This is a genomic window from Vibrio sp. Vb2131, from assembly GCF_033338535.1.
GTDB classification, from domain to species: Bacteria; Pseudomonadota; Gammaproteobacteria; order Enterobacterales; family Vibrionaceae; genus Vibrio; species Vibrio alginolyticus.
This window is the reverse complement of sequence record NZ_JAWOSW010000008.1, coordinates 30,948-55,352: the sequence shown is the minus strand read 5'-3', so window position 1 is coordinate 55,352 and position 24,405 is coordinate 30,948. Positions and strand designations below refer to the sequence as shown.

Sequence of the window (24,405 nt, the reverse complement as noted above, 5' to 3'; positions counted from 1 at the left end):
AAACTAGGATTTCTCATTTTGACAGTCACTTTGAACAATTCGGCTAACGACAACTGTTAATGCCGCTAGAATGTAAATTGGCCAAGTGAAACCTTGAGTCAGAAACGTACCTGATACGATGGTACCGATAAGCCCACTTAACACGGCGTTTGCACCAACAGAGAGGGTGTAATCTGATTTTGGTGTCAACAATGAGATGGAATGCAAAGAGGTGCGGATCAATGACACAATTAAAGTAATGAACACCGCGAGCCCGACAAAACCCGTTTCTGCTAACACGCCAAACCAAGTGCTATGGACGGCGTGGTTGATACCATCCCAGTGTGGGCTGTAGAAATAGTAATTAAAGTAGAAGTTATCTAGACCTACGCCAGTCAACGGGTGATGCAGCGCCATTTTAAATGCCGCTTCCCACGCATAAAGTCGCCCCATCGCAGAGGCATCTATACCATCCTCAGCGGCTCCCCCCGATTCTCGTCCTGAAATACCAGCGAATGCGTAGAGTACGATCGCTGCGATAGCGCCTAATACCAAGACTAATGTTTTGCTTTTGATGTGTTTAAAAGCAAAGTAGGCAAATACAGACAGTGAACCTAGTAACCCCCCGCGGCTCTGCGTCTCAATGATCGCAAAGAACAAAACCAAACAGGTGATAAGGGCAAAGAGCCTGAGATGCTTGGGGGAATGCTTCTCCATCAATTGACTAACGGTAAAGGCAAGGGGAAACATCAGCACTAGTGCCAAATCGTTAGGATCGCCAAGTACTGAACCTATGGATCGTCCTATCGACACGCGCGTCCCTTCAACCAAATCAATGCCATTCGCAGCGTTTTGTAATGCCACTAAGCCAATCAATAATCCGGCGAAAATAATTGCTTTTGACATCTGTGCGAGCTGTGAAGGTTTAGTAATAAGCCAGGTGATGGCCAACGTCATAATGATGATTTTCCAATAGGTGTTTTTGAACACCGTTATTGCGATATCACGACTGGAAGCGAATATGATTCCGATGATCACCAGACCCCAAAATATACACAGCCACTTTAATGAAGGGTGCCAAAAAGCTGTAATCTGGCGGCTTATAAGAAGGTGAAAGGCGAGTGCGGCGAGTGCCCCCAATGATAACAGTAATGGGATCTTGAAGTTATAGATAACAGGAAAGGCTTCGTGAATACGAAAGAATGAAAAAATAACGAACAGTGTGACAAGCCAAAACGTTTGATTGAGAACAAACAGTAACGCGAGTGGTGCGAAACACAACGCAACAATCAAAATGGGATGAGGCATAACAATCCAAAGCAGGCCGATACAGACTGTAATCGTCAGTGCTGCGATGGACTGTTTTGTTCTCACCTTGGTTTCATTCATAACGAGTATCTCTTCACCTGTCCACGCCGTTTCACTATGTATCGAGTGAGAGCATTGAGCGTCTCTTTACTCATGTAGCGAGTGGCTATCCCTGCCAGCAAACTGCATGTCAAAATGCAAATTGCGATGGCGATTCCTATTGATTGTGAAGAGTGAAGCAGGAACAGTGCCACACCGGATATAATCTGTAATAAAACCATCAGACTGAGGTGAAAAGGCAACGTCATACATTGTTGGCCTACTACATAAGTCAGGCCCAACTTACACAGTTGTGCGTAATAAAGCGCAATGAACACCCCATAAATACCCAGAGAAGATAAGCCAAACAGCAAAGCAATCGCAACGCACGCAGAGACGACATTTATACCCAGTAGCCAGCGAGTACGACGCTTGTACAAAATGGAGATGTTAATCAACTCACTCCATTCTTTTAACATGGAGATAGGCAGCAAGAATAAGCTGAATAATACCGCGTCATGATAGGTTTCTGGCAGTAAGTGGGTGATCATCACCATTGCTAATGTGCCGACCACTACACTCAAACCTGTAATGTAAATCATACCTAAGTGTGTGATGCGCACTGCTTCAGTGCTCTTGCGCCCTTCTAAGTAGTTAAATCGACGTGGCATCCACCACATGCCAAATGGCTGCACTAAAATACACATGCCCACTGCAAATTTTACCGCTATCGCGTAAATCCCTAACGTCGCAAGAGAAGTGTTGGCACCAATGAACCAGCGTTCAGCGCCATTGAGACAAAATGCTACTAAACCGGCCATCATCATTGGTAGGCAGTAGTTTAGGTATTGTTTTGCCAATGTCAGTTTAGGAAGGGTGACATTGTAACGGTTAACGATGTGCAGCCAAACAAATTGAGTAATAGCAGCCAACAAGCCACCCCACAAAACAGAAATAACATGGGGATGAACAGACAGCGCCGCGACGATAAAAATGACCTGAAAAATGGTGGTAGTGACCATGACGTTAAGCAGTGTTCTTGCTTTGTCGTCTTGTGTTCTTAACCAGGCAGTGCCGATTGCAATACTGCCTTCTAGAACGATGGCAAACATAACAATAGCAAATTCGACTCGCGTAAAAGGCGCGGGAATGGGGGCGATTAAAATGATAGTGAGCAAGCTAAGAGCGACGACGCCAGCGATGAGTAAAGCAAGTGAGTACAGCTGGTTTAGTAGGCTTGTGCGCGTATTTTGATCCTTTTCAACGCCGACGAATCGATAAAGCGCTTCATGCAAAGCGAAACTGACAAACAAGGTCGTAACAACACCAAAGGTTGTTAGAAGCTCAAGCTTGCCCATTTGTTCTGGTGAGAGAAAGTGGGGCAATACAGGCAGCATGATTAGGCTGATGCTTTTATTGATCACTAAGGCGATAGCAAATAGCGTCATGTTGGTCATTGCTTTAGACATGATCATATCCTTTGATGTCTCGCGGTGTCTTGAGTGTGCAATCATTGTTGGTAGCAATTTCGGCAGCAAGGTGCTGGGCGATTGGCAAATAACAACGTTCGGCTGTGTAGAGTTGAGAAACATTAAGTGCTTCGATACCCATCGTTACTTTCATCCACGGCGATTCATTCAAAAGGCGAATTGCGTTGTGTAGCGAAGCCACATTGTTAGGCGTGTATTTAATACAATTTCGGCCGTGAGTTAACACGCGGTCCCAATAACTATCATCATGTGGAATGACGACACACATACCTGCAGCGAGAGCCTCCAAAATAGATAACCCAAAAGGTTCGTTGATACTGGTGGAAACAAACACACCACACTGTGAACGCAATTCATCTAAGTTGTTTGGGCACTCATGCCATTCAACACCTTGTGTGTTGAAGTCCGGTGTTGAATATTCCACACCTGCCACGTTAGGTTTGATGTAACACACGGTGGATTTGATCTTTTTCGACTCATCAAGTGTTAAAGCATCAAGCAAAAGATCGATGTTCTTCCATTTTAGTAAGCTAGCTGCCCAGAAAACGCGGCTTGAAATCGGATTCGCTTGTTTTGGCCAGCGCTCTTTCGATAATCCATTAACAAACGTAGATGTATTCAAACCACACCAATAGCGTTCGGTGGCTGGCTTCTCTGTTTTGAGGTAGGCCTGTAATGCTTCTACCATTGATTCGCGGGTGTTTGCCAAGTAGTAAATTGCCGATGCTTTTACTAAGCAGTAGCCAGCAGATCTCGATCGTCCAATAGGGCCATGAACCATCTGTACCACAGGCTTTTTGCTAATTAATCGTAGTAAGTACAAAGGCATATCATTACTTGGGCAAGATAGGCCCAAAAAGCTATCTATCTTTGGAAGCTTCATGCACGCGTAGAGAAGTCGGAGAAAGTAGTAAGCGTTCATCAACCAGTAGGTCAGGCCATGAGTCGAGTTAAATGGTGATGGTTTTATTTTTATGACTTGCACACGCGGTGTATCACTAAGCAGTGACGCCCAATGCTCTGGATTTGTAGTGAGTAGATAACCAATCACATTCAGCTTATCGCACTGCTTAAGGAGCTCTGCATTCGCGATTTTGGATCCACCTTGCATTGGGATGGCGTCGAACATCAATACACGTTTCATGACCGGGCTCCTCAATTGATGCTCAACCAGCGTGAAAGAGGCTTCATGCAGTGAGTCATTGGCATTGGTGTAATAGCGTTGTTATTAAGTTCACCTTCGTAAATACGTTCAATAGCGTTGATAGATGCAGTCGTCGTTAAGTGCTGGCTAGCATGTAGGTAAGCGTTTTCCGCCAGCTTGTTTCTTAATGCCGCGTCTTGCATGACTTGTTGAATCGCGTTTAACAGGCTCGCCATTCCACTGTTCTGGTACAGCAATGCAGAGTGATTATGCTCGAACAACTCGGGAATGCCTCCCGTTTTAGGAGCCACGATAGGCAGTTGAGCTAAAGCCGCTTCCCCGAGCACGAGACCAAAGGCCTCTTCATAGGCGCCGCTAATAAAAGCGTCTGCATTACCACACATCCACGCTCCGGCATTGTGTTGTTCTCCGACAAAGTGCACTCGTTCTTGGATACCAAGATCCGATGCAAGCTGTTGCAATGCTTCTCTTTCTTCGCCGTCACCAACAATAACAAGGTGAGGGTTGTTGTGGTGGTAGTTGTGCATGCGTATTGCGCGAATAAGGCGGTCGAACCCTTTGCGCTTAATCAGCGAACCCACCGACAGAAAGGTAAAGGCCTGTGATGGGATTCCGAGGCTATCTTTAATGTCGATGGGTGTATCCACGCCTTGAAGTGACACGCCGTTGTGTACGACATGAAGTTGGTTTTGTGGGTAGCCGTCCTGAAGAATTTCGCGTCCAACATCTTTGCTAACGCAAATCAATTTTGGAGAGAGGTGAAGTCCGAGAGAGAAGCGATCGCGCAATGTATAATGGCAATGAAGTTGCGTGACAAGTGGTATATGATTCATGCGAGCAGCCAAACACATCCATTGACAAGGGCCGCCGCTATTGACGTGTACCAAGTCGATGCTGTGCTTTTCGATCAAAGCTGAGCCTTGTTTGATAAGGCTATTCCACCCGCTAATATCCCAGCGTGGAGCGCTCCAACCACCCACCAAATTGAAGGCTGAATGTTCCGCTTCAATTCCGAGCGATTGGCACTTATCGATTAATGGTTGGCAGTTTGACCATACGAATGGCTCAAACTTATTGCGGTCGATTCCTGAAATGAGATCCAGAAGCACCACTTCACTGCCGCGAATCCAATTATCACCATAATGAACATATAGAATGCGTTTTGGCGTAGTCATAAGTCACCTCTGTCTCATCATTAATCTGCGTTAACTGCTGAGCTGCAATAGAGATGCCAAAATATGCTATTAGTTTATGTGATTGAATCTTATATGATATTTATGTTTGGAACTCATCATTCTCATATTGAGAACCAATATGGATTAGTGATCCGTTTCAATTTGATATTTTTGTAGCAATACGGGAATCACACTTTGCGCTGAGAAATCATCAATGATGGTTTGTCGAGCATTCTGGCGAATGAGTGATTGTTGCGCTTCACCAATCGACATCCAGTCATGAAGACATTTAGCAAGAGAGGGAATGTCTTCGACGATAAAACCATTTTTACCCGTTTGGATAATATCTGGAAGACGACCTACACGTAAGCTCATCACGGCAATGCCTCTCGACATGGCTTCAAGCGCCGCCATTGGAAGCCCCTCATAACGAGAAGAGATGATAAGTACACTGATATTTTCCCAAACACCTTCCATATCGGTTTGATGGCCGAGGAAAGTCACGTTTGAAGGGGCAGTTTGATTAAGCGACTCTTTTTCTGGGCCATCACCGTACACACTAAACTGTAATGTTGGACAGAGCCTCGCTACCTCAATAAATTGATCGGCGCCTTTTTCCTGACTCAATCGGCCGACAAAAGCGATCTCCTGATAGTTGAGTTGACTGTTGGGAATCGAAACAAAGTTATTCAGCAGTTCTGAAGAACAAAAAACTTTGCGCTGAATACTTGGACTAACAGCAAAGCAATGGTCAGATAGGCTGCCTGAGCTTCTATCAAGCCAATCGTATAGCCATAGTTTCCCTGAGGACGATTCACCAGCATGATAAGTTGAAATCAAACGAGGAAACGTACGGGTGAGCAGTTTGGCGCAGCGCGACAAAATCGACGCTTTATAACCATGGGAGTGAACCACTGAGGGTTGGTGATTGGCGACGGCGCTTGTTAGGTGTTTAATTTTTAAAGCTTTATTGGGCTCGCCAGACAAATAGTTTAAGTAACTCACAGGGATCGCGGCTTCTTTTGCCTTCTGTACAATCTGAGCGGCTGGTGAATACTCAGTGGTTAGCACAACTCGAGCTTTGTGTCCAAAGGCGATTAATCCCCGAGCTAGCTCGATAACGTGACTTTCAATGCCACCGAATAGACGGCTATCAAGCAAGATCCAAATTTCACCAATGGCAGGTTTATCAAGATTGTTCGAGATTAATTTCATCCGCTTCCCACGCTTGTTTTTTTCGGTAAACCGTAGATGGGCTTAACTCCAGCATGACAGCGGCGTTGAGGACGTTGCCATCACAGTACGCGATTGCGTTTTGAATTGCTTCACGCTCTACTTGCCACATAGGACGAATGGTTCCATCAGAGTTAAAGTACGGTGAGGTAGCAGCAGAGGACGGTGTACCAGGCAGCTCCGCTGCGGTAATCGACGGTTCGACCGCAGAAGGTGAAAGTTCCTCAGTATAAACAGGTGGTGGTGTGATTGGTGCAATGTTTGCTGACTCTTGAGCAACATGCGCAGGCGTCGTTGTTTTCGTCACTTTAGACTTTTTAGTAAGTTGAGCGGGTAGGTGGCTCACCGTGACTTTTTCGTCGTTATTAAGCACCACAATGTTACGTATGATGTTTTGTAGTTGCCTTACATTACCCGGCCATTCGTAATGCTTGATGATATGTTGAGCTTCGCTGTCGATTGTTGAGAATTTCTTTTTGTCCTGTTTGGCGTAAGTGGTCAAGAAGTGCTTAGCAAGCGTGACGATGTCACTTCCTCGTTCACGTAATGGGGGCATATCGATAGGTATAACGTGCACACGGTAGTATAAGTCTTCACGAAAACGACCTTCTTCTACTTCTGTTAATGGATCTCGGTTGGTGGCACAAATGATTCTCACATCCACTTTCATTTCTCGAGTGCCACCAAGAGGAGTGTAAGTGCCCGTTTGTAGAAAGCGGAGCAACTTCTTTTGCATCTCAAGTTCCATTTCACATAGCTCATCAAGAAAAAGCGTACCACCATGTGCCAGCGTCGCCGCACCTTTTCGATCTGTTGTTGCTCCAGTAAAGGCCCCTTTAACGTGACCAAAAATCTCACTTTCCATCAAATCTCGTGGAATAGCCCCACAGTTAATTGCAATAAAAGGCTTGTCTTTACGGTCGCTCTGGCGGTGGACGGCTTCAGCACAAACTTCTTTACCTGTGCCGCTTTCTCCCACAATAAACACACTGGCAGAAGTTGGCGCAACAGCATCAATGGTCTTGTATACCGCCTGCATCGGGAGGCTTGAACCGATGAATCCGTGATAGTTGTGGCGATCAAACTTGGACTGAATATTTTCCACCAAATCTTCCAATTTGGCGCGTTTAAGGTGCAATGCAACTGACGTTTTTAGGCGATCAGCGTTTATGGGCTTTTCTAAGAAATCTTCCGCACCTTTTTGAATTAGATTAACGGCTAAGTCGACGCTGCCGTGTGCCGTAGCAATAATAACGGACGTAGGAATGTCATTCTGGTTGATCCAATCCAGCACGTCTTCGCCAGACATGTCGGGCAGTTTCAAATCGAGAATGATGAGCTGAGGTTTGCTTCTTTCAATAAATTGAATCGCTTCGCGACCTGTCTCGACATGAAAAATGTCATAAGGTTCGTCTTTCACATACTGCTTATAAAGTATGGCTAGTGAAGTAGAGTCCTCTACCAGTAACACCCTTGGTCTCATAGTCCCATCCCAACGTAGTTTGTTTCATTTTTTATGATTTTTGTCAGCACTACTATTTGGCGTTATGAGTGGTTTATTGCTTTCTAGTGCTGAAAATTCTCAATTTGAGAAAGCGTTATTTAAGTATTAGCACAAGGTAGGAAATTTGCGAAAAATCCATACTTTTTAATTGATTAAGTTATGCCCAAATAACTTCAAGGTGTGTGGCTTGGCGAGGGTGACTGAATTTGGAGCCTAAATTTCTGAGATGATGTCGGCATCGCGCTTTATCAAACGCGATGCTTCGCTAGGGAGTAAGACACTGATACTACTCAAACCCTTGAGCTTTTCGCTTTTCTAACGCATCAAACGATTCATTGGCGAGTTGAGGAAGTGTTTCACAAAGCTCCAATGCTTTTGGTATTTTTCCTTCGACACAGTACTTCTCAATCATTCTTGCTTGTCTTGAAAGCGTTCGATTGCCTAGAGCGAGAGCAGAACTGCCCAGTGTGTGAACCTCGAACTCTAATGTTTGAAGGTCTTTTGTGCTTAATGCTTGCTCTATTTTCTCCATGCGATCGCGTGACTCTTCGACATAGTGATCAATCAAGGTAGGGATGATTTCGGCGCACGTATCTTTGATCATTTGCTGAAGAATATGCTCATCCACTAATTCTTGCTCGATAGTCAATGTGTTATTTATCGTCATAATAGCGCTCCCTATAACATAAACAGTTCGCTTTTTTTAATTTGCTGAGACAGTTTTTCTTTCCACTTTTTTGGTAAGAAACGCAGCTTGGAAACTTGGCGGATTAACTCATCTTTCAGGCTTGGTGTATGCTTCATGTTCAAGACAGAACCAATCAAGTTCGCATCGCTAGCATCGAGTAGCTTTTTGGCTTGCTCGAGCTGGGTTGCAGTCGTAGAACCATAATGCGCTACTAACAAAGTAGCATCACATACGCCAGCAATCACTTGAGGCGCAATATTGCTTCGGTTGACACTAAGAAGTGGTGATGTATCTATCACGACGCGCTCGTACTGCGTTAACCATTGTGCAATGTTTCGTTTCAGCATTGTTGGGTCTCGGTACGCTAACTGAGTGCTGGCGAGAGATGGAGCAGGGAGGCCGACTAAAGTTTGATGTGTATTCTCTCGTGTGATCAAATGGCCAACCTTCTCGTCATCATCAAATTCGTGAACAGTGTGATAAGCGGGTTTGAATAAGTTAAGGTCTACATACAAAGTATTGTGGCCTGCTAAAACCAAGCGCTCTGCAAGAGATGACGCCACGGAAGTGACACCATCTTCAGATTTACAACCCACAACACAAATCGTTTTGTGGCCTTTCTGTTCGCTCTGAAGATAAATTTGCTCAATCTCAGCGTGAGTTGCAGGAATAGTCATTACAACGCTCCTATTAACACGATGGTTGTGGTGATTTGTAAAATATCTCTTAATCCGGCCCTCGCTTTTTCAACAAAGCTTTCGTCTTTATGGGGAATGTAAATCGTGTCGCCTGCGCGAATAACTGGCAGCTCATAAATGTTGGCTGTTTTACTAAAGTTAACCAAATCAAATGTTCGGGCTTGGCCTTGGCAGCAAGACATATTGACCACACTGATCTTTTCAAGGTAGGCATTGTCAGTTGGTCCTCCTGCTTCCGCTAACAGATCAAGCACAGTCATGTTGTCATTGAATACGTACCGCCCTGGGTCTCTTACTTCACCTAATACGCGTACCGTGGACTCTTTTGAACGATCTAACCAGTTTTTGTTTTTTTCTGGAATGTAAATGGTATCACCAGGACGAACGTGGGGCAGAATTGACTCATCGCCTGTTTCAAAGTACATCGATAAATTCAATTTACTCACTTTGGCATAACCTAGGCCTCGATGTGTGACACGGATGTTGTGAATATCTGCATCCATTGTCGGTCCATCGGCGGCAGACAAAATATCCAGAAAATGCATATCTTCGGTGAAACGATAGCGCCCAGGTGCATTGATTTGCCCGAAAACGTATATCGATGCGTCAGAGCTTTGGCTTACCCATTGCGATTTATTATCGGATGGGTCGTCAGGCAATGCATGTACCCTTACTACTGTACCAGCGGAAACTTGAGGTAGGCTTGATGTTGGTGAGCCATCCAGAATGTATTGGTCTAAGTCAAATTGTGTCATTTGACCGTTATTGGCGACTTCAATTTTGGTGGTATCAGCTCGTCGAGTTGGGCCTCCAACGTGTGCAAGCAGATCAATCAAATCCATTTCGTCTGACCACTCGATGCGTCCAGGGCGAACAACTTCTCCCATCACTGCGACCGCTCGACTAGGTGCTACTTTTAACCAAGACTTCTCATTGAAATCGGTTTTCTCCGGTACGAAAATCGCGTCTCCTGGTCCAACATTTGGTGGTCTGGCTGAAGATAGTCCTTCTGTATGCGCGGTAAGATCGAATTTGATGACTTTGCCATCGGCTTTTATAACGCGAATTTGGCGAGATTCTGCGTAGCGAGTGGGCCCGCCAGCGTTGGCGAGGATATCCATGAAGCTAGCGCCTTGCTTGCCTTCGTATGCCCCAGGATGGGCGACTTCACCCATCACGTAAACCACATTTGCACCTGCTTTGATTTCTTCTTCCTGTTTTGGGACAAAGATGGTGGCACCTGGCAGGATCTCCGGCAGTAGGCTTTGGTCTCCAGTATCAAGGTACTTTTTCAGGTTAAACATGGTTGGGTTATTGTTTGTTATCACGCGAATTTGCTCAACACTGGCATATCGTGTCACGCCGCCAGCTCGCATTACGACATCAACTAGCGTGGTGTTTGGCTTGTATGAGAACGAGCCAGGTGCGTTGACTTCACCAAAGACTTTGATTGCACGAGCGGAATCTGCGCTGTCACCTGAATTCGCGAGTTTTGCTGCATCAAACTCTTGCTCAATATTCCCTACGAGTGGGGAAGCGGGGACAAATAAGACATCCAGTGATTCTAGTTTTGGCAGCTGGCTATTGTCACCCGTATCAAGGAAGCGTTTGTAGTCAAATTCAATGCTTCTATTTCCACGTTTCACGATCATTTTATCAAGCTGAGCCCCTGCGCGCAGGCCGCCAGCTTCGTAAACAAACATTTGAATGTTGGACCCAGAAGGTAAGGTATACTCACCGGGTTTGACCACGTAGCCTTGAACGGACACTAACAACTGTTGCTGTTTAATAAAAACTCGAGCGTTGTTAACGTCACGATACACGGTCTTTAGCCTGTCGATAATCACGTCTTGGAGTTGTTGTTCATTGTAGCCGGCCACTAATACAGGGCCGACTTCTGGTAAATTAATTCGTCCACGACGATCAACCTGAAACCCTTGGTTTAACGACGCCTCTCCGGGTAAGTTAATCTGTATTAAATCACCGACCTTAACAGTATTGCTCTCATCCGCTATGGAAGAAGGTACCCACGCAACCAGACACAACAACATTAAGAGGATAAATGGTTTCATCGTGTTCATAGCGCGCCTCCTGCCGTTGAGTTGCGGTTTATTGAGGTATCGCTATCTGAATTAGGGCTAATAACCTCGATGCTTACTCGACGATTAGTTAAACGCACGGCGGATGTTTCACCTTCATAGAGTGGCAGGTTATCTCCGACAGATTTGGTAGTGACTCTCTCTGAAGTGATACCAAATACGGTTAGGTAACGCTTTACTTGTTCCGCACGCGCTTGAGCAAGTTTCTGGTTGTAATCGGGTGTTCCAGTTGCATCCGCATGCCCCGTTACTACAAGAGATAGGTTGGGGTGGTCACGTAAAATGTAGGCTGCTTCTGCCAAATGTCCCATGTACTTCGGGTTGATTTCTGCTGAATCGACAGCAAACTGGTTGTCGATATTAAGTAGTGCATAGATATCCGAGACTATGTTTAGGTCGCTACGTAGTGCTTCAATATCATCGGGCGGTGTGCAAGTTGTTTGGCTCAGTACGTAGTCGAGTTGTTGTTCGAGCTGGTTTAAGCGTCGACGCTGAATCACAAGGTCGTTGGCAGCGTCGAGTAAAAGCCCACCTTCTAACTCGCGCGCAATTCTATTTTGTTTTTCAAGGGCCTGAACAACTGCCGCAGGAAAACACCAGCGCGCGCCCTCTTGGATTAGTGCGTCTAGATGTAACTTGGTCAATTGCCAATCAAACCTTAACCCATGTTCTGGACCTAAAGGCTCGTCAGGCATTACTGGGGAAAACTGATAATTCTCGATCGAGATATCTTGATAGCTTTCCGCCAAGCCACCTTTCCCGTGTTCTGGGTAGTCAAACGACGAACAACCAAACATGCCGACAACAAGACCGCTTACTGCATATCGTCGTAAAAGATTTACCATGCCAACCTCCGTTTAAACCGGTATTTTTAGTGTCCTTTTGAGTTAACGGGAATGGCATGGTTGATACGAAGCAAGCTCATGATTTCTAAAGGTTGGCCTGATACGTTTTCAATACTCATGCTTCTTTCACGTTCAACTAGACGCTTATATAAGTAAACAATGGCACCAATCCCTGAAGAATCAAGAAATTGGACGTGCTGTAGGTTAATTTCGACTTCTTTGTGATGATTGTTGTGAATTACTTCATCAATGTGATGTTGTGCTTGTCGACAGCCACTTGCGTCTAAGTCACCAAAAAACTCAATGGCTAACTTGTCTTGATTGATTTCTAGTTTGCGTAATTCCATGACTCTGTCTCCGTTTGTTTTTCTAATTGGATATAGAGCAGGTAACGTGCCAATTTTAAACTATTTAAAAATCAAAAGTTTAAGCGCTGTTGATGATGTTGTTCAATTTGAGAAAGGACTGATTCTCAAATTGAGAATCAAAAATGCACAGAGAAATGGTTTGCTTATAAGAGGTGTTGAACCTAAAGAAGTCATTAGAGCGGGGGATCTCGTCATGATTAGATTCCAACTCGATTGACGAACCATCCGCCTTAAGTGAATAACGTGTAACGACTAAATGCAAAACCTGTCTAAAGTTTATGATTATCTTTGCAAATTATTACTAATGTTGATTGTTATGAGTCGAAGAACAACTAGTAATAAATAGGTCATCGAGAGGACTTACGTTTCAATAAAGACGATTTTTTGTACAAGGTCTTCTTATGCCATTAAAAATGACATTAATTGCGCTGGCTGTTATGGCAGCGTCTTCACAGCTTCAAGCGGATACGTCTCTCGCACCACCAGTTTCTCTTGCACAAAGCTATCAGGATGGCATTGATGTGTCTGAATATTGGTATAGCGAAAAACTTGATGGTGTTCGCGCTTATTGGACTGGGCAACATCTCGTGACGAGAAATGGTAATCGAATCTACGCCCCAGATTGGTTTACAGGACCTTTACCTGATTATCCGTTGGACGGTGAACTTTGGGCTGGGAGAGGTAACTTCCATCTTGTTCAGCAAACGGTATTAGATAAAACTCCTGTTGAGTCTGCTTGGCGACACATCGACTTTATGATCTTTGATATGCCATATTCCGCTGGTGATTATCGGAAGCGTTATTACAACATCAAAGATTTAGTGCTTGAAGTCGACCAGCCTCATATCAAATATGTCGAGCACCGAGCGATTCAAAATGAAGCTCATCTGTTTACACAGTTGGATAAAATTTCAATATCCGACGGTGAAGGGGTGATGTTGCGAAAGGTATCAAGCCGCTATCAGGCTGGACGCCGTAGTGATTTGCTTAAACTAAAACGATACGCAGATGATGAAGCGTTAGTTGTGGGTTATAAGCCAGGAACAGGGCGCTTATTAGGTATGATGGGAGCAATGTTAGTTCGCTTACCAAATGGCATTGAGTTTTACATCGGTAGCGGATTTACCGATGAAGTGCGTCGCCAGCCTCCGAAAATTGGTTCAACCATTACATTTAGATATAACGGTTTTACACATACTGGTAAACCGCGTTTTGCTCGATTCTTGCGTGAAAGGTTGAAGGAATAGAACGCTCTGCACTTACTAGTTGCCAACGGTTACGCCACATCGTTTGAAGAGACCCTGCCAAAACTGAACGTGGTTTAGGGTTTCTTGCCTAAATGTCCTATGTGCCTCAATTATGCCATACTGGTGACCATGGAGTTGCATACGGTTCTCCACCAAAGTGGCACCATCATTAAGTTGTTGATAGGTACTGTCTAAATAAGCCAAATAAGGTTGCACTTCTTCAACGTAAATGGATTGAAAGACATTTCTTAAGTAGCGGAACTGAGTGGTGTCTCTGTTCGGCCCGCACAATACATTGCTCTGGTTCTGCTCAAGTAGCTGAGTTGTCGCTTTTAACCAAAGGAATGTGTTTACCATTGAATAGTAAAGTCGTCCGAGTAAACGAGATTTCTCTAACTCTTCTTGATATTGCGTAACTTCCACGTCGGGTAGACGTGAGACCGCGCGGTGGGGTAAATCATACATTTCGCTGAAAATACGATAGACATCCTTAATGCGTGCAATATCATTCGTCGTATTTTGAGATAGCCAATCAGAGGCAGTTAGTTGCTTTTGCATGGCGTCACTTACGAGTAGTAAGTTGTCGAGATGAATGTCTAAATGTTGCCACTTGGTTGAGTAAAGCTCTGTCAATGTCGCGCGTTCTTCATCGCTAAGTGGAAATTCGGATAAACATCGATGCATGACTCTTAAAAGGGCAGTTTGATAATCAAAATCATGAAAGGCATCCTGCACCTTTCCAAGTTGCGAGTTTTTCTCAGCAAGTAAATTGAAGAGTCCGCACTGTCGTAATTGATAGCTCTCTAGCAGGCCAATAGATAGCCTTGGCAATGGCTCGAACAAAACGCGTTTCGCAGGAATCGTTACCGTAGACTGTAATGTTATTGGAATAGCAGGAACGTCCAATACATTGGCTACACGTTGATGATACTTATCAAACATGGCGTTCTCTGGATTGAACCAGTTATCACAACCATTAAGAATCAAGATTAAGAACAATAAAATAGACCGCACAAATATCCTTTTTTCTAACTTCGTATCCGTTGTCTAGAGAGCAAAATCAACCGCTTTGTAATCTTGTTATAAGTATACTCAACCGTGTGATTATTCGATCAAAAAAGCCAGCGGATGCTGGCTTTTTTTACTTTTTATTGAACTGAAAAGTTCAATTGCACTTCTGGCTCTTGGCGATGCATCCAACGCATTCTGACGCCTAACATAAAGGCCGCAGAAGATAGGCCGATGATAAAACCAAGCCAGAAGCCTTGTGCTCCCATTGGCTCGACAATCCAGTCTGTACGGCCAAGGACGTAACCAATTGGCAGCCCAAGAATCCAATAAGCAATAAAAGTACGGTTGAAGATGGCTCGCATGTCTTTATAGCCGCGTAATGCACCAGCTGCGATCACTTGAACCGCATCCGTACATTGATAAACAGCGGCAAACACGAGCAGGTGCATCGCTAGAGTGATTACCTCTGGGTTGCTAGTATAAAGCTCGGCGATCCACTCACGAGACAAGACGGTTAAAATCGCTGTGAGAACGGACAATGCTAGACCAACCATAATGCCGACTCGTGACGCTACGCGCGCGCCATCGACGTTTTCTTCACCAAGTCGATGGCCGACACGAATGCTTACTGCTGCACCAATACTCATTGGTAGCATAAATACCAACGAGGAGAAGTTAATCGCGACTTGATGCGCTGCCACAATGATAGGACCCAGTGGTGAAACGAGCAGTGCAACAACAGCAAACAATGTCACTTCAAAAAACAGCGCTGCTGCAACAGGAAAGCCGAGCTTGAATAGACGAACTTGCGCTTTCCATTGTGGGCGATGCCATTCTCCAAATAGGTTGATGCTTTTCAATCGCTCTGATGTCATCACATACAGCAATAGCATGGCAAACATGACCCAGTAAACAATCGTGGTTGCTACACCACAGCCAACACCGCCTAATTCAGGTGCACCAAACTTGCCGTACACGAAAATCCAGTTTAGAGGAATGTTGAGTAGCAAACCGATAAAGCCAATAACCATTGCCGGTTTCGTCAATGACATACCATCCGTAAAGCTTCTAAGCGTTTGGAAAAGTAAAAAAGCGGGTACTGCTAATATAACGGCATGAATGTATCCCACCGTTTTTTCAGCCATCAGTGCTTCAACATCCATCAGCCCGAGAATAAACTGGGTTTGAAGCAGGACTGCAATTATCGGCACACTGATCAGCAATGCCAAAACGACGCCTTGCTGAATTTCAAACGGTATTTTCACTCGACGACCAGAGCCATTTAACTGTGCGACAACAGGGACCAATGCCATTAATAAACCCACCCCAAACAAAATGGATGGTAGCCAAATACTTGAAGCGACAGAAACCGCAGCCATGTCGGTGGCGCTAACGCCGCCAGCCATTACGGTATCAACAAACCCCATACCAGTTTGAGCGACAGATGCGATCAATACCGGGGTCGCCAATTTGATAAGACTTGATGCTTCTTCTTTATAGCGATGCACGAAAAATACTCCAGAGCGGAACAATAAGTTGAAAGAATGAGAGTACTCGAGGGCAAAAGATGTGGTGAACGGATCTGATGGTTGATTTTAGTCACGATAAGGTGAAAAAATGCCTCGGAGAAACTCCGCGCAAATGATAAACAATTGTATGTTTATATTCCATAGCTAGGTAGCTAATAGTCGATAACACTGACTGGACGCTCTCCACGCTAAGGATACGCTTTTACTGAGAACAGCAGCGAATCATGGTAATGTTGAAGCATGCATGAGAACAAACCAGTGTTCATTAAGCCATGGCTTTATCGTCTGCGGTCTTTATTTCCGACCTGTAGCGCAGTGTTTAGGGCTTAGTCTTCGACTACAGTTGGTATTAAATCAATAGGTAAAAAGAAATGTTTACAGGAATAGTTCAGGGTACGGCGAAGGTCGTTAAAATTGATAAAAAAGAACGCTTTCAAACGCACGTTGTCGAGTTAAGCGATGAACTTTGTAAAGGGTTAGAAATTGGTGCATCCGTTGCACACAACGGATGTTGTCTAACTGTGACTAAGATCGAAGGCAACCTTATCAGTTTTGATTTAATGCAAGCGACATTGGCTCTTACTAATTTAGGTCGGCTGGTGGAAGGGGATAGCGTAAACATTGAGCGCGCGGCTAAGTTTGGTGACGAAATAGGCGGGCATAGCATGTCTGGTCATATTAGTTTAACGGCAGATATTGTCGATATCATCGATACGCCCAATAACCGCACGATTTGGTTCCAACTGCCGCAAGAATCAATGAAATATGTATTAGCGAAAGGTTACATTGGTTTAGATGGCTGCTCGCTAACTATTGGTGAAGTTGAAGCGTGTCGTTTTTCGGTACACCTAATTCCAGAAACCTTGCAGCGAACGCTTTTCGGAGTGAGACAAGTAGGGGAGCGTGTTAATATTGAGTTTGATCCTCAGACTCAAGCAATTGTTGATACTGTTGAGCGCGTTCTTGCAGCAAAACAGCTTTAGAATGAGAAAAAGGAGCCTAGTGCTCCTTTTTCATTTAAGCGTTTTTATATTTCTGATGTTCACATGCTCGAGCTGTTATTCGTAATTGTCATCGATAAATAGTTCGACCTTATCTTGTAACTCATCCACTCGCATATTTAGGTGGATAGCGTGGCAACAAGCTGGGCAATCATCATAAAACTCTTGGTCACCATTACTTGCATCCAATGTAATGCCGATAGAGTGTCCGCAATGCGGGCACTTTACATACCTTTCGGTATAATTTTTCATACAACAACTCCTAATCTCGCAGGGCTTTTAAACACACTATTCATCAAGGAAGCACAGCCCTTTACTTACTTTGCCTACAAGGAAAATAGGCACAATCCAAAGTTAAGTCTCCTTTGATATTAGGTCGAGTTGTTGCTAATTGAGTCGAAATAAGTACAAAACTTGACCCCAAACTCAACCTTGAGCTTAGGGTGATTTTCTGTAGTGATGTGCCTCGAGATTTTACATCTTGAAATATGCAGTGGCTTCCAAATTAATAAGAAATGATTTTATTAATAACCAGTTGAGCCTGTTCCAAGTAATGGCCGCCAAACAAATTACAATGGTTGAGAACATGGTAAATGTTATAGATATCTTTACGTTCCTCATAGCTTGAAGAAAGTGGCATAACCGATTCGTAGCCTTGATAAAATTCTGGTTGAAATCCACCAAAAAGCTCTGTCATCGCAATATCACACTCCCTGTCCCCCCAATAGCACGCAGGATCGTAACAGATAGGACCGAATGCAGTGAGTGCCGCATTTCCATTCCATAAATCGCCATGCAACAAAGAAGGTTCCGGAGCATGGTTTGCTAGCCGCTGTTTTACGACATCGATAAAGTCATCGATATTAACCAAGGTGACGCCTTTTTCTTTAAGGAGCTGTAATTGCCAACCTATGCGTTGCTCAGCAAAGAATACACACCATTTCTTGTGCCATTTGTTGGGCTGTAGAGTCGAACCGAGATAGTTGTCGGTATCAAAACCAAACTCTTTTTGCTCGCCCCACTGGTGTAGGTGAGCTAATTGTTGCCCAAATTTAAAGCTGTTGGGACCATCTTCTAATGGTTTCGTTGGAAGGTAGTTAAGAATTAGGAATGAGGCATTTTTGGTTTTACCAACCAATACCACCTCAGGTACAAATAGGGTGGATGTTTCACGCAAAAGATGCAGGCTTTCAGCTTCTACCTCAAATTTAGACAAAAACTCGCGATCGTTAATTTTCACAAAATAACGTTGCTCGCCATCATTGATCATGTAGCTTTCACTGATATCCCCACCAGACAGTCTTACTTTTTCCGTGATCTGGTAATCGAACAATAAAGTATCAGAAAGCTGTTGCGATATTGCTTGCCACATACAAAACCTCGCGAATCTATTTGACCACCAATAGTTTAGGATAAATAGCAGGGAGTTGGCGCTGTGTTGAGCATACTTAGTAAAGAAACCTTCCTCTTAGTGTAGTCAATTTGTATAAATGTGAATCAAATCGCTTATAAGCCTCTGATTTGTTGGCTTAGCATATGGAGATGAACGTTTACAACAGGTATTATGATTTTTTTGACGTTAGTTCCATTGGTGGCATGAAAATACTGATATGTGATGACTCAGCTGTTGCAAGAAAGCTTATTGCGCGTTCTATCGTACAAGATACATCATTGCATCTTATTGAAGCGCAAGATGGTTATGAGGCGCTTAATATTCTTGCTGAGCAAAATATCGATATTTTGTTTCTCGATTTAACGATGCCCATAATGGATGGTTTTGAGGTCCTCGAATCATTACCTGTTAGTCAGTACCCGACCAAAATCGTCATTATTTCTGGAGATGTTCAACAAGAGGCAAAACAGCGCTGTCTCGATCTTGGTGCTCAAGCTTTTATCGCTAAGCCTCTGACAGAAGAGCAGGTGCTACCACTATACGAACAATTAGGACTGCATTATGCGTTCAAACCTAGTCATTCGGTTGATTCTAAAAACCAGGGTTGCGAAGAGCTTTCCTTACTAGCCAAATTCCGTGAAATTGCGAACATTGCCCTTGGTAAAGGGGCTGCGATTATGGCCGACCATTTACATGAGTTCATCCAACTTCCTGTTCCTCATGTTGGACCTTTGTCCTACGGCGAGCTTCATATGACACTGGTTGATGTGGTTGGGCGTGACAGTTCCGTTGCGGTAGCGCAGAGGTTTGTCGGTGGTGGTATTCACGGGGAGGCACTGGTGTGCTTACGTGGTAGGGATATCAATCAGATTGGGGAAAAATTAGGTTACCTTCTTGAGTTTACGCCTCATAATGAAATCATCTTGAATATCTCTAACCTACTGGTTTCGTCATTTCTCACGTCGTTAGGCGATCAACTCGACAAGCAATTCTCACTTCGTCAGCCAGGCATTGTGGATACCTTAACACCTTATTGTGAAGAGCAAGGCGAGTTGGGCGAGCTCTTTACTATTGAATACACCTACATGGCAGAAGCGCTCGATTTCGAGTGCGAGGTACTGTTTTTAATTGATAAGCCATCCGTAGAAATAATCTATGAAATCATGGAGCTAATCTAATGTCCGATATCACGCTGGACATAGCAGACTTTCATTGGGTCACACAAATTCTCGATACGATGGATTCAGGGCTTATTGTTTTGGATCAAGAGTATAAAGTGTGTGTGTGGAACAGTTTTATGCAGTCATACAGTGGCGTTCTATCACAAGAAATTCTTGGTGAATGTTTATTTGAGCATTTTGAAGAGCTGCCAAGAACTTGGCTAGAAACCAAGATAAAAGCTGCCGCCGATCTGGAAACTCGTTCTTTTTCTAGCTGGGAAAACCGACCGTACCTTTTTAAGTTCAACAATTTTTCTCCGGTTTCAAACAGCAGTGATTTTATGTATCAAGATATCGTGATCACGCCGTTAATTGGGCTTTCAGGAGAGGTCAGCCACATAGCGATTCAAGTCAATGATGTTTCTGAAACTGCGAGAAATCGCATTCATTTGAAAGAAACAAATCAACATTTGTCGGAAATCAGTCGCAAAGATGGTTTAACAGGTTTATTTAATCGCGCTTATTGGGAGCAATCATTGAAAGATGAGTTTGCTCACTTAAAAGTTATCGACGGACCATGCTCATTAGTAATATTCGATATCGACCACTTTAAGAAGGTGAATGATACTTATGGTCACCCGACAGGGGACGAAGTCATTCGTCGAACCTCTGCCTTGTTGAGAAAAACAGCAAGAAGCAGTGACATCTGCGGTCGTTTTGGTGGTGAAGAGTTTACGGTACTACTTCCTCACACAAACCAGGAGCAAGCTTGCTATTTCGCAGAGCGTTTGCGCAAAAGAATTGAGCAAGAGATCGTGAAAGTGGAAGATTTTTTGATTAATTACACGATAAGTATTGGTGTTTGCGAGTATAAGCCTTATTTTGAAACTCACACTCAATGGTTAAAGAGTGCCGATGCTGCGCTGTATCGTGCAAAAGAAAATGGTCGTAACCAAACCTGTTTGCATGAAAATGACTGAAATATAAAAAGGTTTGAAGAAACCCTGTATCCGAATTCAGTGAAGCAAAGCTCAATTGTTTGAAAATCATCCAGTTGGTTCGTGAATGTTTGTTAATATGAAATAAGTTAATGAAATTTTCTCGGCATGTCTTACTATTGAAACTATTCTGCTTTCAGCTTCGAAGGCTTGCAATAAACGGAGAAAAACAGTGGTTTTAGAAACCGATGGATATCTCGCTCTTATCGAGCACTTGTCTCTAAATCTAGATATTTTTACGACCGAAATTGGCGACACTGGATCCGAAAGCATCGAAGATGTTGTCACCGATATGGTGGCTTCAAACATCATGGCGATTTTTGAGCAAAATCCAGAACTTCACTCGAGCGTACGCTTCAAATTGTTGAAAGAGGCTGATGCAGTTGTTGAAGATCTTGGTGAGATATTGGCTGGGGTATGGCATAAAAAAGCGACCAATGAACAGATCACGTTCCTTGATGAATACATCGCTCTGGTCAAAAATCTGTTCGATAATGCTGTTGCGACTTACGACTGATATTGTTTTAACTTACAGCAATGTCCGGTTAAAGAGTGAGAGGAGTTACATTGTAACTCTTCTTATTTGCCAAAACTTAGATGCCCAGTATGGGTTGTCGATTCTTGAAATAATCACACCTCTAGACGTCGATGCATGCATGAACTGCTTGTTACCCAAGTAAATTCCGACATGATAAGTTGTACGTCTTGTTTTAAAAAACACTAGATCCCCTTGCTTGGCATCCGTCCAACTTAACTTCACACCTTGCTTTGATTGCTGCTTCGTTGTCCTTGGTAACGAGAGCTGATAAGCCTCAATAAACGCTTTTTGTACAAATGCTGAGCAATCAATTCCAGATTTCTGTGTCCCGCCTAAGCGATAAGGCGTGCCGTGCCACTCTGTGTAAAAGTCGAACAAGTCAGGGTTGTCCGACAATAGCTGATTTGTAGGTGTTGTCACCTGTGCTTGCTCACTAGGCTCAGGCCCAGAAGAGCAGGCGCTTAGTAGCACACTGATTATCAAAGGAAAATATACTCGACGCAAATCACCACCTGTCATCTCTATGACTCACAACTGAAATATTAGTGTCATAACCAATCCATAGTATGGGCTGCAAATCACGGTTTTGTCTCACAAATGTGACGGAATCACTGCAGAACCGATTCAACCTTAAGAAAGAATAAAAATTGATTATGGCAAAGCGAAAACGCTCACGCACATCACTTTCACTGATTCAGGCTGTCAGTGCAACATTTTTAACTATCATTGCTCTTGTTATAGCCCTTTCTGTCTCAAGTTTCAAAGGAATGGAACAGGTAGGGGAACAATTTGAAGACTTGTCGCAAAAAGCATTACCAATCGCGATGGCAAACGCAAAGTTAACCAGGAATGTATTGGAGATGGTTAAGCTACTCAACCATGGTATGCAGATTACTGAGCCGAAAGAGTTGCCTCTCATAAAAGAGCAAATCGACTCTCTTGCAACTCAAAGCACAACTTTGGTTGTGAAAGCGTCTGGTGTAGCTCAGCAACTCTCGGAGGAGTTAGACACCAAACTAGCGCGTTTACATAACATCACGCAGTCCATTTTGTTGAAGCAATCTTCGGTGATACAAATTCAAATGGATATTGATGCCGCTGTTGGTGGTTTTCGCTATGGGCTTAGCTCTATCGGCCCGGAAATGAATCGAATCAGTTCGTTCCTTAGTGCTGATAATCCTGAGTCGAGCGATGCCGCTAACCGTTTCATTGCTTCTGCAAGCTCAATGGAAAGTACGTTCTTAGTCATGATGATGCACTCAGAATTAAACAAAGCCGAAAAAGAATACCGAGAAATGCGAAATCGCATAGCAGGTATTAAACTCGCCTATGAAGACTTCCAATCTTTCCATCCTGAAGTAAGTGAATATGCAAGCTTAACCGCACCATATGAGATGGTGAAACAAGGCTTTAGTGAAAAGGGCGTGCTGCGTTTGATCCTCGCCAAACTAGAACAAGGGGAATTGCAACGTTCAGAGTTTAAACAGGCTTCGATGCTTGCGGATGAAACCATGCGGTTACTTGATCAAATCTCCCAAACCGCTGGTCAGTTGATCGATGAAAAGGAGCGGGTGGTCAACGAGACCATTGAATCGGTGAGCGTTGTGCTCGTGTTTGCGGCGTGTGTGAGTTCTTTTATTATTCTGGTTACTTGGTTTAGTCTCAAGTCATGGACAAACCGAGGGTTAAGGAATGTACTAACGCGTCTTTCAGCACTTACCGAACATGATTTTCGTGACAAGGCAGAAGAAGTTGGCCCCTATGAGCTGAAAGAAGTAGCACGAAAGTTGAATCAAGTAATCGATTCCACACATGACTCCATTCAAACGGTGACGCGCAATTGTGAAACGCTTTATCAGACGGCAGAAGTAAGTCACAGTGCAGCCGAACAAACAAGTGATGGGTTGGCAACACAAAATGAAGCGTTGTCGAGTATGATCACGACCATAACGCAGCTTGAAGCCTCTATTCGTGAAATAGCAATGGTGACAAATGCATCTTCACAGGACTCGCTCCTTGCAACCCAACACACTGAAAAAGGGGTTCAAGTCGTGGAACAAAACCGCGAACGTTTGGAGTCATTAGAAAGCTCTTTGGATGTAAATGAACAGTCAATGTTAGAGCTAGACCAGCGTGTTAAACAGATTCGTGAAATGGTGGATATGATCAGTGGGATCGCGGACAACACCAACTTACTTGCTCTCAACGCGGCAATAGAGGCTGCCCGTGCTGGTGAGCAAGGGCGTGGATTTGCGGTTGTCGCTGATGAAGTTCGCAAACTTGCAAGTGATACCTCTCAACAAACTACGAACATCCGAGAAATGATGAGCGAGCTTATTACTGCCGCAGAGCGCTCGCGCCAAGCAGTTAATGATTCAAGAGAAGAAATGACCCACGCGCTACAGTCCAGCAATGAAGTGAAATCGACATTCTCTGATATCAACCTCGCGGTTAAGCACATTCAAGAACGTGTTGAGCAAATCTCAGTTGCTACAGAAGAACAAGAACGAGCGACGGCAGATGTATCTCAATCCATCACACATATTTCTGATCTTGGCGAACGCACAAAGCTGCAGCTTGAGTCTATGGTTGAGAGTTCTGAGCAAGTGGCGGAAATTGCTGGGCACCAGCAAGCAATGCTGCACAAGTATGAGCTTCATCAGACCAAGTAAATGAGATGTTTCCACCGACTAAAAGCAGAACCTCGGTTCTGCTTTTTTGTTACGGCTACTCATTTAATGGCTCCTATTTGCATCGCAAAAGTGAGTTACATCTCATCTCGTTCATTTCTAAAGGGTTTAGTTATCACAACGTGATGTTAATGCTTTGTTCGAGGGACTCGTTGACTAGAATGTCGCCAGAATTCAAAGGAATGAATCATGCAGCTTCATGCGATTTTTTTATATCCAGAGAAAGCTAAAGCCATAAGAAGGAGTG

General features: G+C 44.0%; 22 protein-coding genes. 6 read left to right on the top strand and 16 right to left on the bottom strand.

The genetic code is table 11. The annotated features are described in order from the left end of the window. Positions 1–3: 3 nt before the first annotated feature. From R7E38_RS10845 to R7E38_RS10795, 11 genes are all read right to left on the bottom strand, one after another. Positions 4–1,368 carry an O-antigen ligase family protein gene (locus tag R7E38_RS10845; RefSeq protein ID WP_005377645.1) on the bottom strand — a complete coding sequence of 455 codons (1,365 nt, stop codon included), beginning with the start codon at positions 1,366–1,368 and terminating at the stop codon, positions 4–6. Next, positions 1,365–2,795 carry a lipopolysaccharide biosynthesis protein gene (locus tag R7E38_RS10840; RefSeq protein ID WP_226083613.1) on the bottom strand — a complete coding sequence of 477 codons (1,431 nt, stop codon included), beginning with the start codon at positions 2,793–2,795 and terminating at the stop codon, positions 1,365–1,367. Before R7E38_RS10840 ends, R7E38_RS10845 begins: the two co-directional genes overlap by 4 nt. Then, positions 2,788–3,960, bottom strand: coding sequence for a glycosyltransferase (locus tag R7E38_RS10835; RefSeq protein ID WP_226083612.1), 1,173 nt, complete (start codon positions 3,958–3,960; stop codon positions 2,788–2,790). Before R7E38_RS10835 ends, R7E38_RS10840 begins: the two co-directional genes overlap by 8 nt. A gap of 11 nt (positions 3,961–3,971) precedes the next feature. Next, positions 3,972–5,156 carry a glycosyltransferase gene (locus tag R7E38_RS10830; protein WP_054701426.1) on the bottom strand — a complete coding sequence of 395 codons (1,185 nt, stop codon included), beginning with the start codon at positions 5,154–5,156 and terminating at the stop codon, positions 3,972–3,974. 144 nt (positions 5,157–5,300) lie between these two features. Then, positions 5,301–6,371: a glycosyltransferase family 4 protein gene (locus R7E38_RS10825; protein ID WP_017820658.1), complete on the bottom strand. Its 1,071-nt coding sequence runs from the start codon at positions 6,369–6,371 to the stop codon at positions 5,301–5,303. Next, positions 6,346–7,872 carry a sigma-54-dependent transcriptional regulator gene (locus tag R7E38_RS10820; RefSeq protein WP_031777249.1) on the bottom strand — a complete coding sequence of 509 codons (1,527 nt, stop codon included), beginning with the start codon at positions 7,870–7,872 and terminating at the stop codon, positions 6,346–6,348. The genes R7E38_RS10825 and R7E38_RS10820 overlap by 26 nt, the downstream gene beginning before the upstream one ends. A 307-nt stretch (positions 7,873–8,179) precedes the next feature. Further along, on the bottom strand, positions 8,180–8,560 hold the full coding sequence (locus tag R7E38_RS10815; RefSeq protein WP_005377636.1) for an Hpt domain-containing protein: 381 nt from the start codon (positions 8,558–8,560) through the stop codon (positions 8,180–8,182). An 11-nt stretch (positions 8,561–8,571) separates the two neighbouring features. Then, on the bottom strand, positions 8,572–9,258 hold the full coding sequence (locus tag R7E38_RS10810; RefSeq protein ID WP_017820661.1) for an AAA family ATPase: 687 nt from the start codon (positions 9,256–9,258) through the stop codon (positions 8,572–8,574). After that, on the bottom strand, positions 9,258–11,360 hold the full coding sequence (locus R7E38_RS10805; protein WP_262664486.1) for an SLBB domain-containing protein: 2,103 nt from the start codon (positions 11,358–11,360) through the stop codon (positions 9,258–9,260). Before R7E38_RS10805 ends, R7E38_RS10810 begins: the two co-directional genes overlap by 1 nt. After that, positions 11,357–12,223, bottom strand: coding sequence for an OmpA family protein (locus R7E38_RS10800; RefSeq protein WP_017820663.1), 867 nt, complete (start codon positions 12,221–12,223; stop codon positions 11,357–11,359). The genes R7E38_RS10805 and R7E38_RS10800 overlap by 4 nt, the downstream gene beginning before the upstream one ends. A gap of 26 nt (positions 12,224–12,249) precedes the next feature. After that, positions 12,250–12,570 carry an STAS domain-containing protein gene (locus R7E38_RS10795; protein WP_017634929.1) on the bottom strand — a complete coding sequence of 107 codons (321 nt, stop codon included), beginning with the start codon at positions 12,568–12,570 and terminating at the stop codon, positions 12,250–12,252. 422 nt (positions 12,571–12,992) lie between these two features. On the opposite strand from R7E38_RS10795, the gene R7E38_RS10790 reads away from it, so the two are divergent. Next, a complete protein-coding gene (locus R7E38_RS10790) occupies positions 12,993–13,838 on the top strand; it encodes a DNA ligase (RefSeq protein ID WP_226083610.1) in 846 nt (281 codons plus the stop codon). 15 nt (positions 13,839–13,853) lie between these two features. Here R7E38_RS10790 and R7E38_RS10785 read toward each other — a convergent pair whose 3' ends face one another. Both R7E38_RS10785 and R7E38_RS10780 read right to left on the bottom strand, forming a co-directional pair. Continuing rightward, a complete protein-coding gene (locus tag R7E38_RS10785) occupies positions 13,854–14,852 on the bottom strand; it encodes a DUF3080 domain-containing protein (RefSeq protein ID WP_226083609.1) in 999 nt (332 codons plus the stop codon). A 134-nt stretch (positions 14,853–14,986) separates the two neighbouring features. Then, a complete protein-coding gene (locus tag R7E38_RS10780; protein WP_005377626.1) occupies positions 14,987–16,357 on the bottom strand; it encodes an MATE family efflux transporter in 1,371 nt (456 codons plus the stop codon). Between the two features lie 392 nt (positions 16,358–16,749). Here R7E38_RS10780 and R7E38_RS10775 point away from each other — a divergent pair, with 392 nt between their 5' ends. Continuing rightward, the gene (locus R7E38_RS10775) at positions 16,750–17,361 is read left to right on the top strand and encodes a riboflavin synthase (protein ID WP_005377625.1); all 612 of its coding nucleotides are present in this window, start codon (positions 16,750–16,752) and stop codon (positions 17,359–17,361) included. Positions 17,362–17,436: 75 nt separating this feature from the next. Here the strand turns inward: R7E38_RS10775 and R7E38_RS10770 are convergent, their stop codons facing one another. Continuing rightward, a complete protein-coding gene (locus R7E38_RS10770) occupies positions 17,437–17,631 on the bottom strand; it encodes a CPXCG motif-containing cysteine-rich protein (RefSeq protein ID WP_017634925.1) in 195 nt (64 codons plus the stop codon). Positions 17,632–17,884: 253 nt separating this feature from the next. Further along, complete coding sequence (locus R7E38_RS10765; RefSeq protein ID WP_226083608.1) at positions 17,885–18,751, bottom strand: fructosamine kinase family protein; 867 nt, start codon at positions 18,749–18,751, stop codon at positions 17,885–17,887. Between the two features lie 224 nt (positions 18,752–18,975). Here R7E38_RS10765 and R7E38_RS10760 point away from each other — a divergent pair, with 224 nt between their 5' ends. The 3 genes from R7E38_RS10760 to R7E38_RS10750 all read left to right on the top strand — a co-directional run bounded on the left by R7E38_RS10760 (position 18,976) and on the right by R7E38_RS10750 (position 21,447). Next, a complete protein-coding gene (locus R7E38_RS10760) occupies positions 18,976–19,950 on the top strand; it encodes a response regulator (protein ID WP_021033872.1) in 975 nt (324 codons plus the stop codon). After that, positions 19,950–20,912 (top strand): GGDEF domain-containing protein, encoded by a 963-nt coding sequence (locus tag R7E38_RS10755; RefSeq protein ID WP_025766666.1) that lies wholly within the window; start codon positions 19,950–19,952, stop codon positions 20,910–20,912. Before R7E38_RS10760 ends, R7E38_RS10755 begins: the two co-directional genes overlap by 1 nt. A gap of 190 nt (positions 20,913–21,102) precedes the next feature. Next, on the top strand, positions 21,103–21,447 hold the full coding sequence (locus tag R7E38_RS10750) for a DUF3802 family protein (RefSeq protein WP_005377620.1): 345 nt from the start codon (positions 21,103–21,105) through the stop codon (positions 21,445–21,447). Between the two features lie 45 nt (positions 21,448–21,492). Here R7E38_RS10750 and R7E38_RS10745 read toward each other — a convergent pair whose 3' ends face one another. After that, entirely contained in the window at positions 21,493–21,987 is a 495-nt protein-coding gene (locus R7E38_RS10745) for an NlpC/P60 family protein (RefSeq protein ID WP_226083607.1), read from the bottom strand. A gap of 134 nt (positions 21,988–22,121) precedes the next feature. On the opposite strand from R7E38_RS10745, the gene R7E38_RS10740 reads away from it, so the two are divergent. Further along, the gene (locus R7E38_RS10740; protein ID WP_226083606.1) at positions 22,122–24,140 is read left to right on the top strand and encodes a methyl-accepting chemotaxis protein; all 2,019 of its coding nucleotides are present in this window, start codon (positions 22,122–22,124) and stop codon (positions 24,138–24,140) included. The last annotated feature ends 265 nt before the right edge of the window (positions 24,141–24,405 follow it).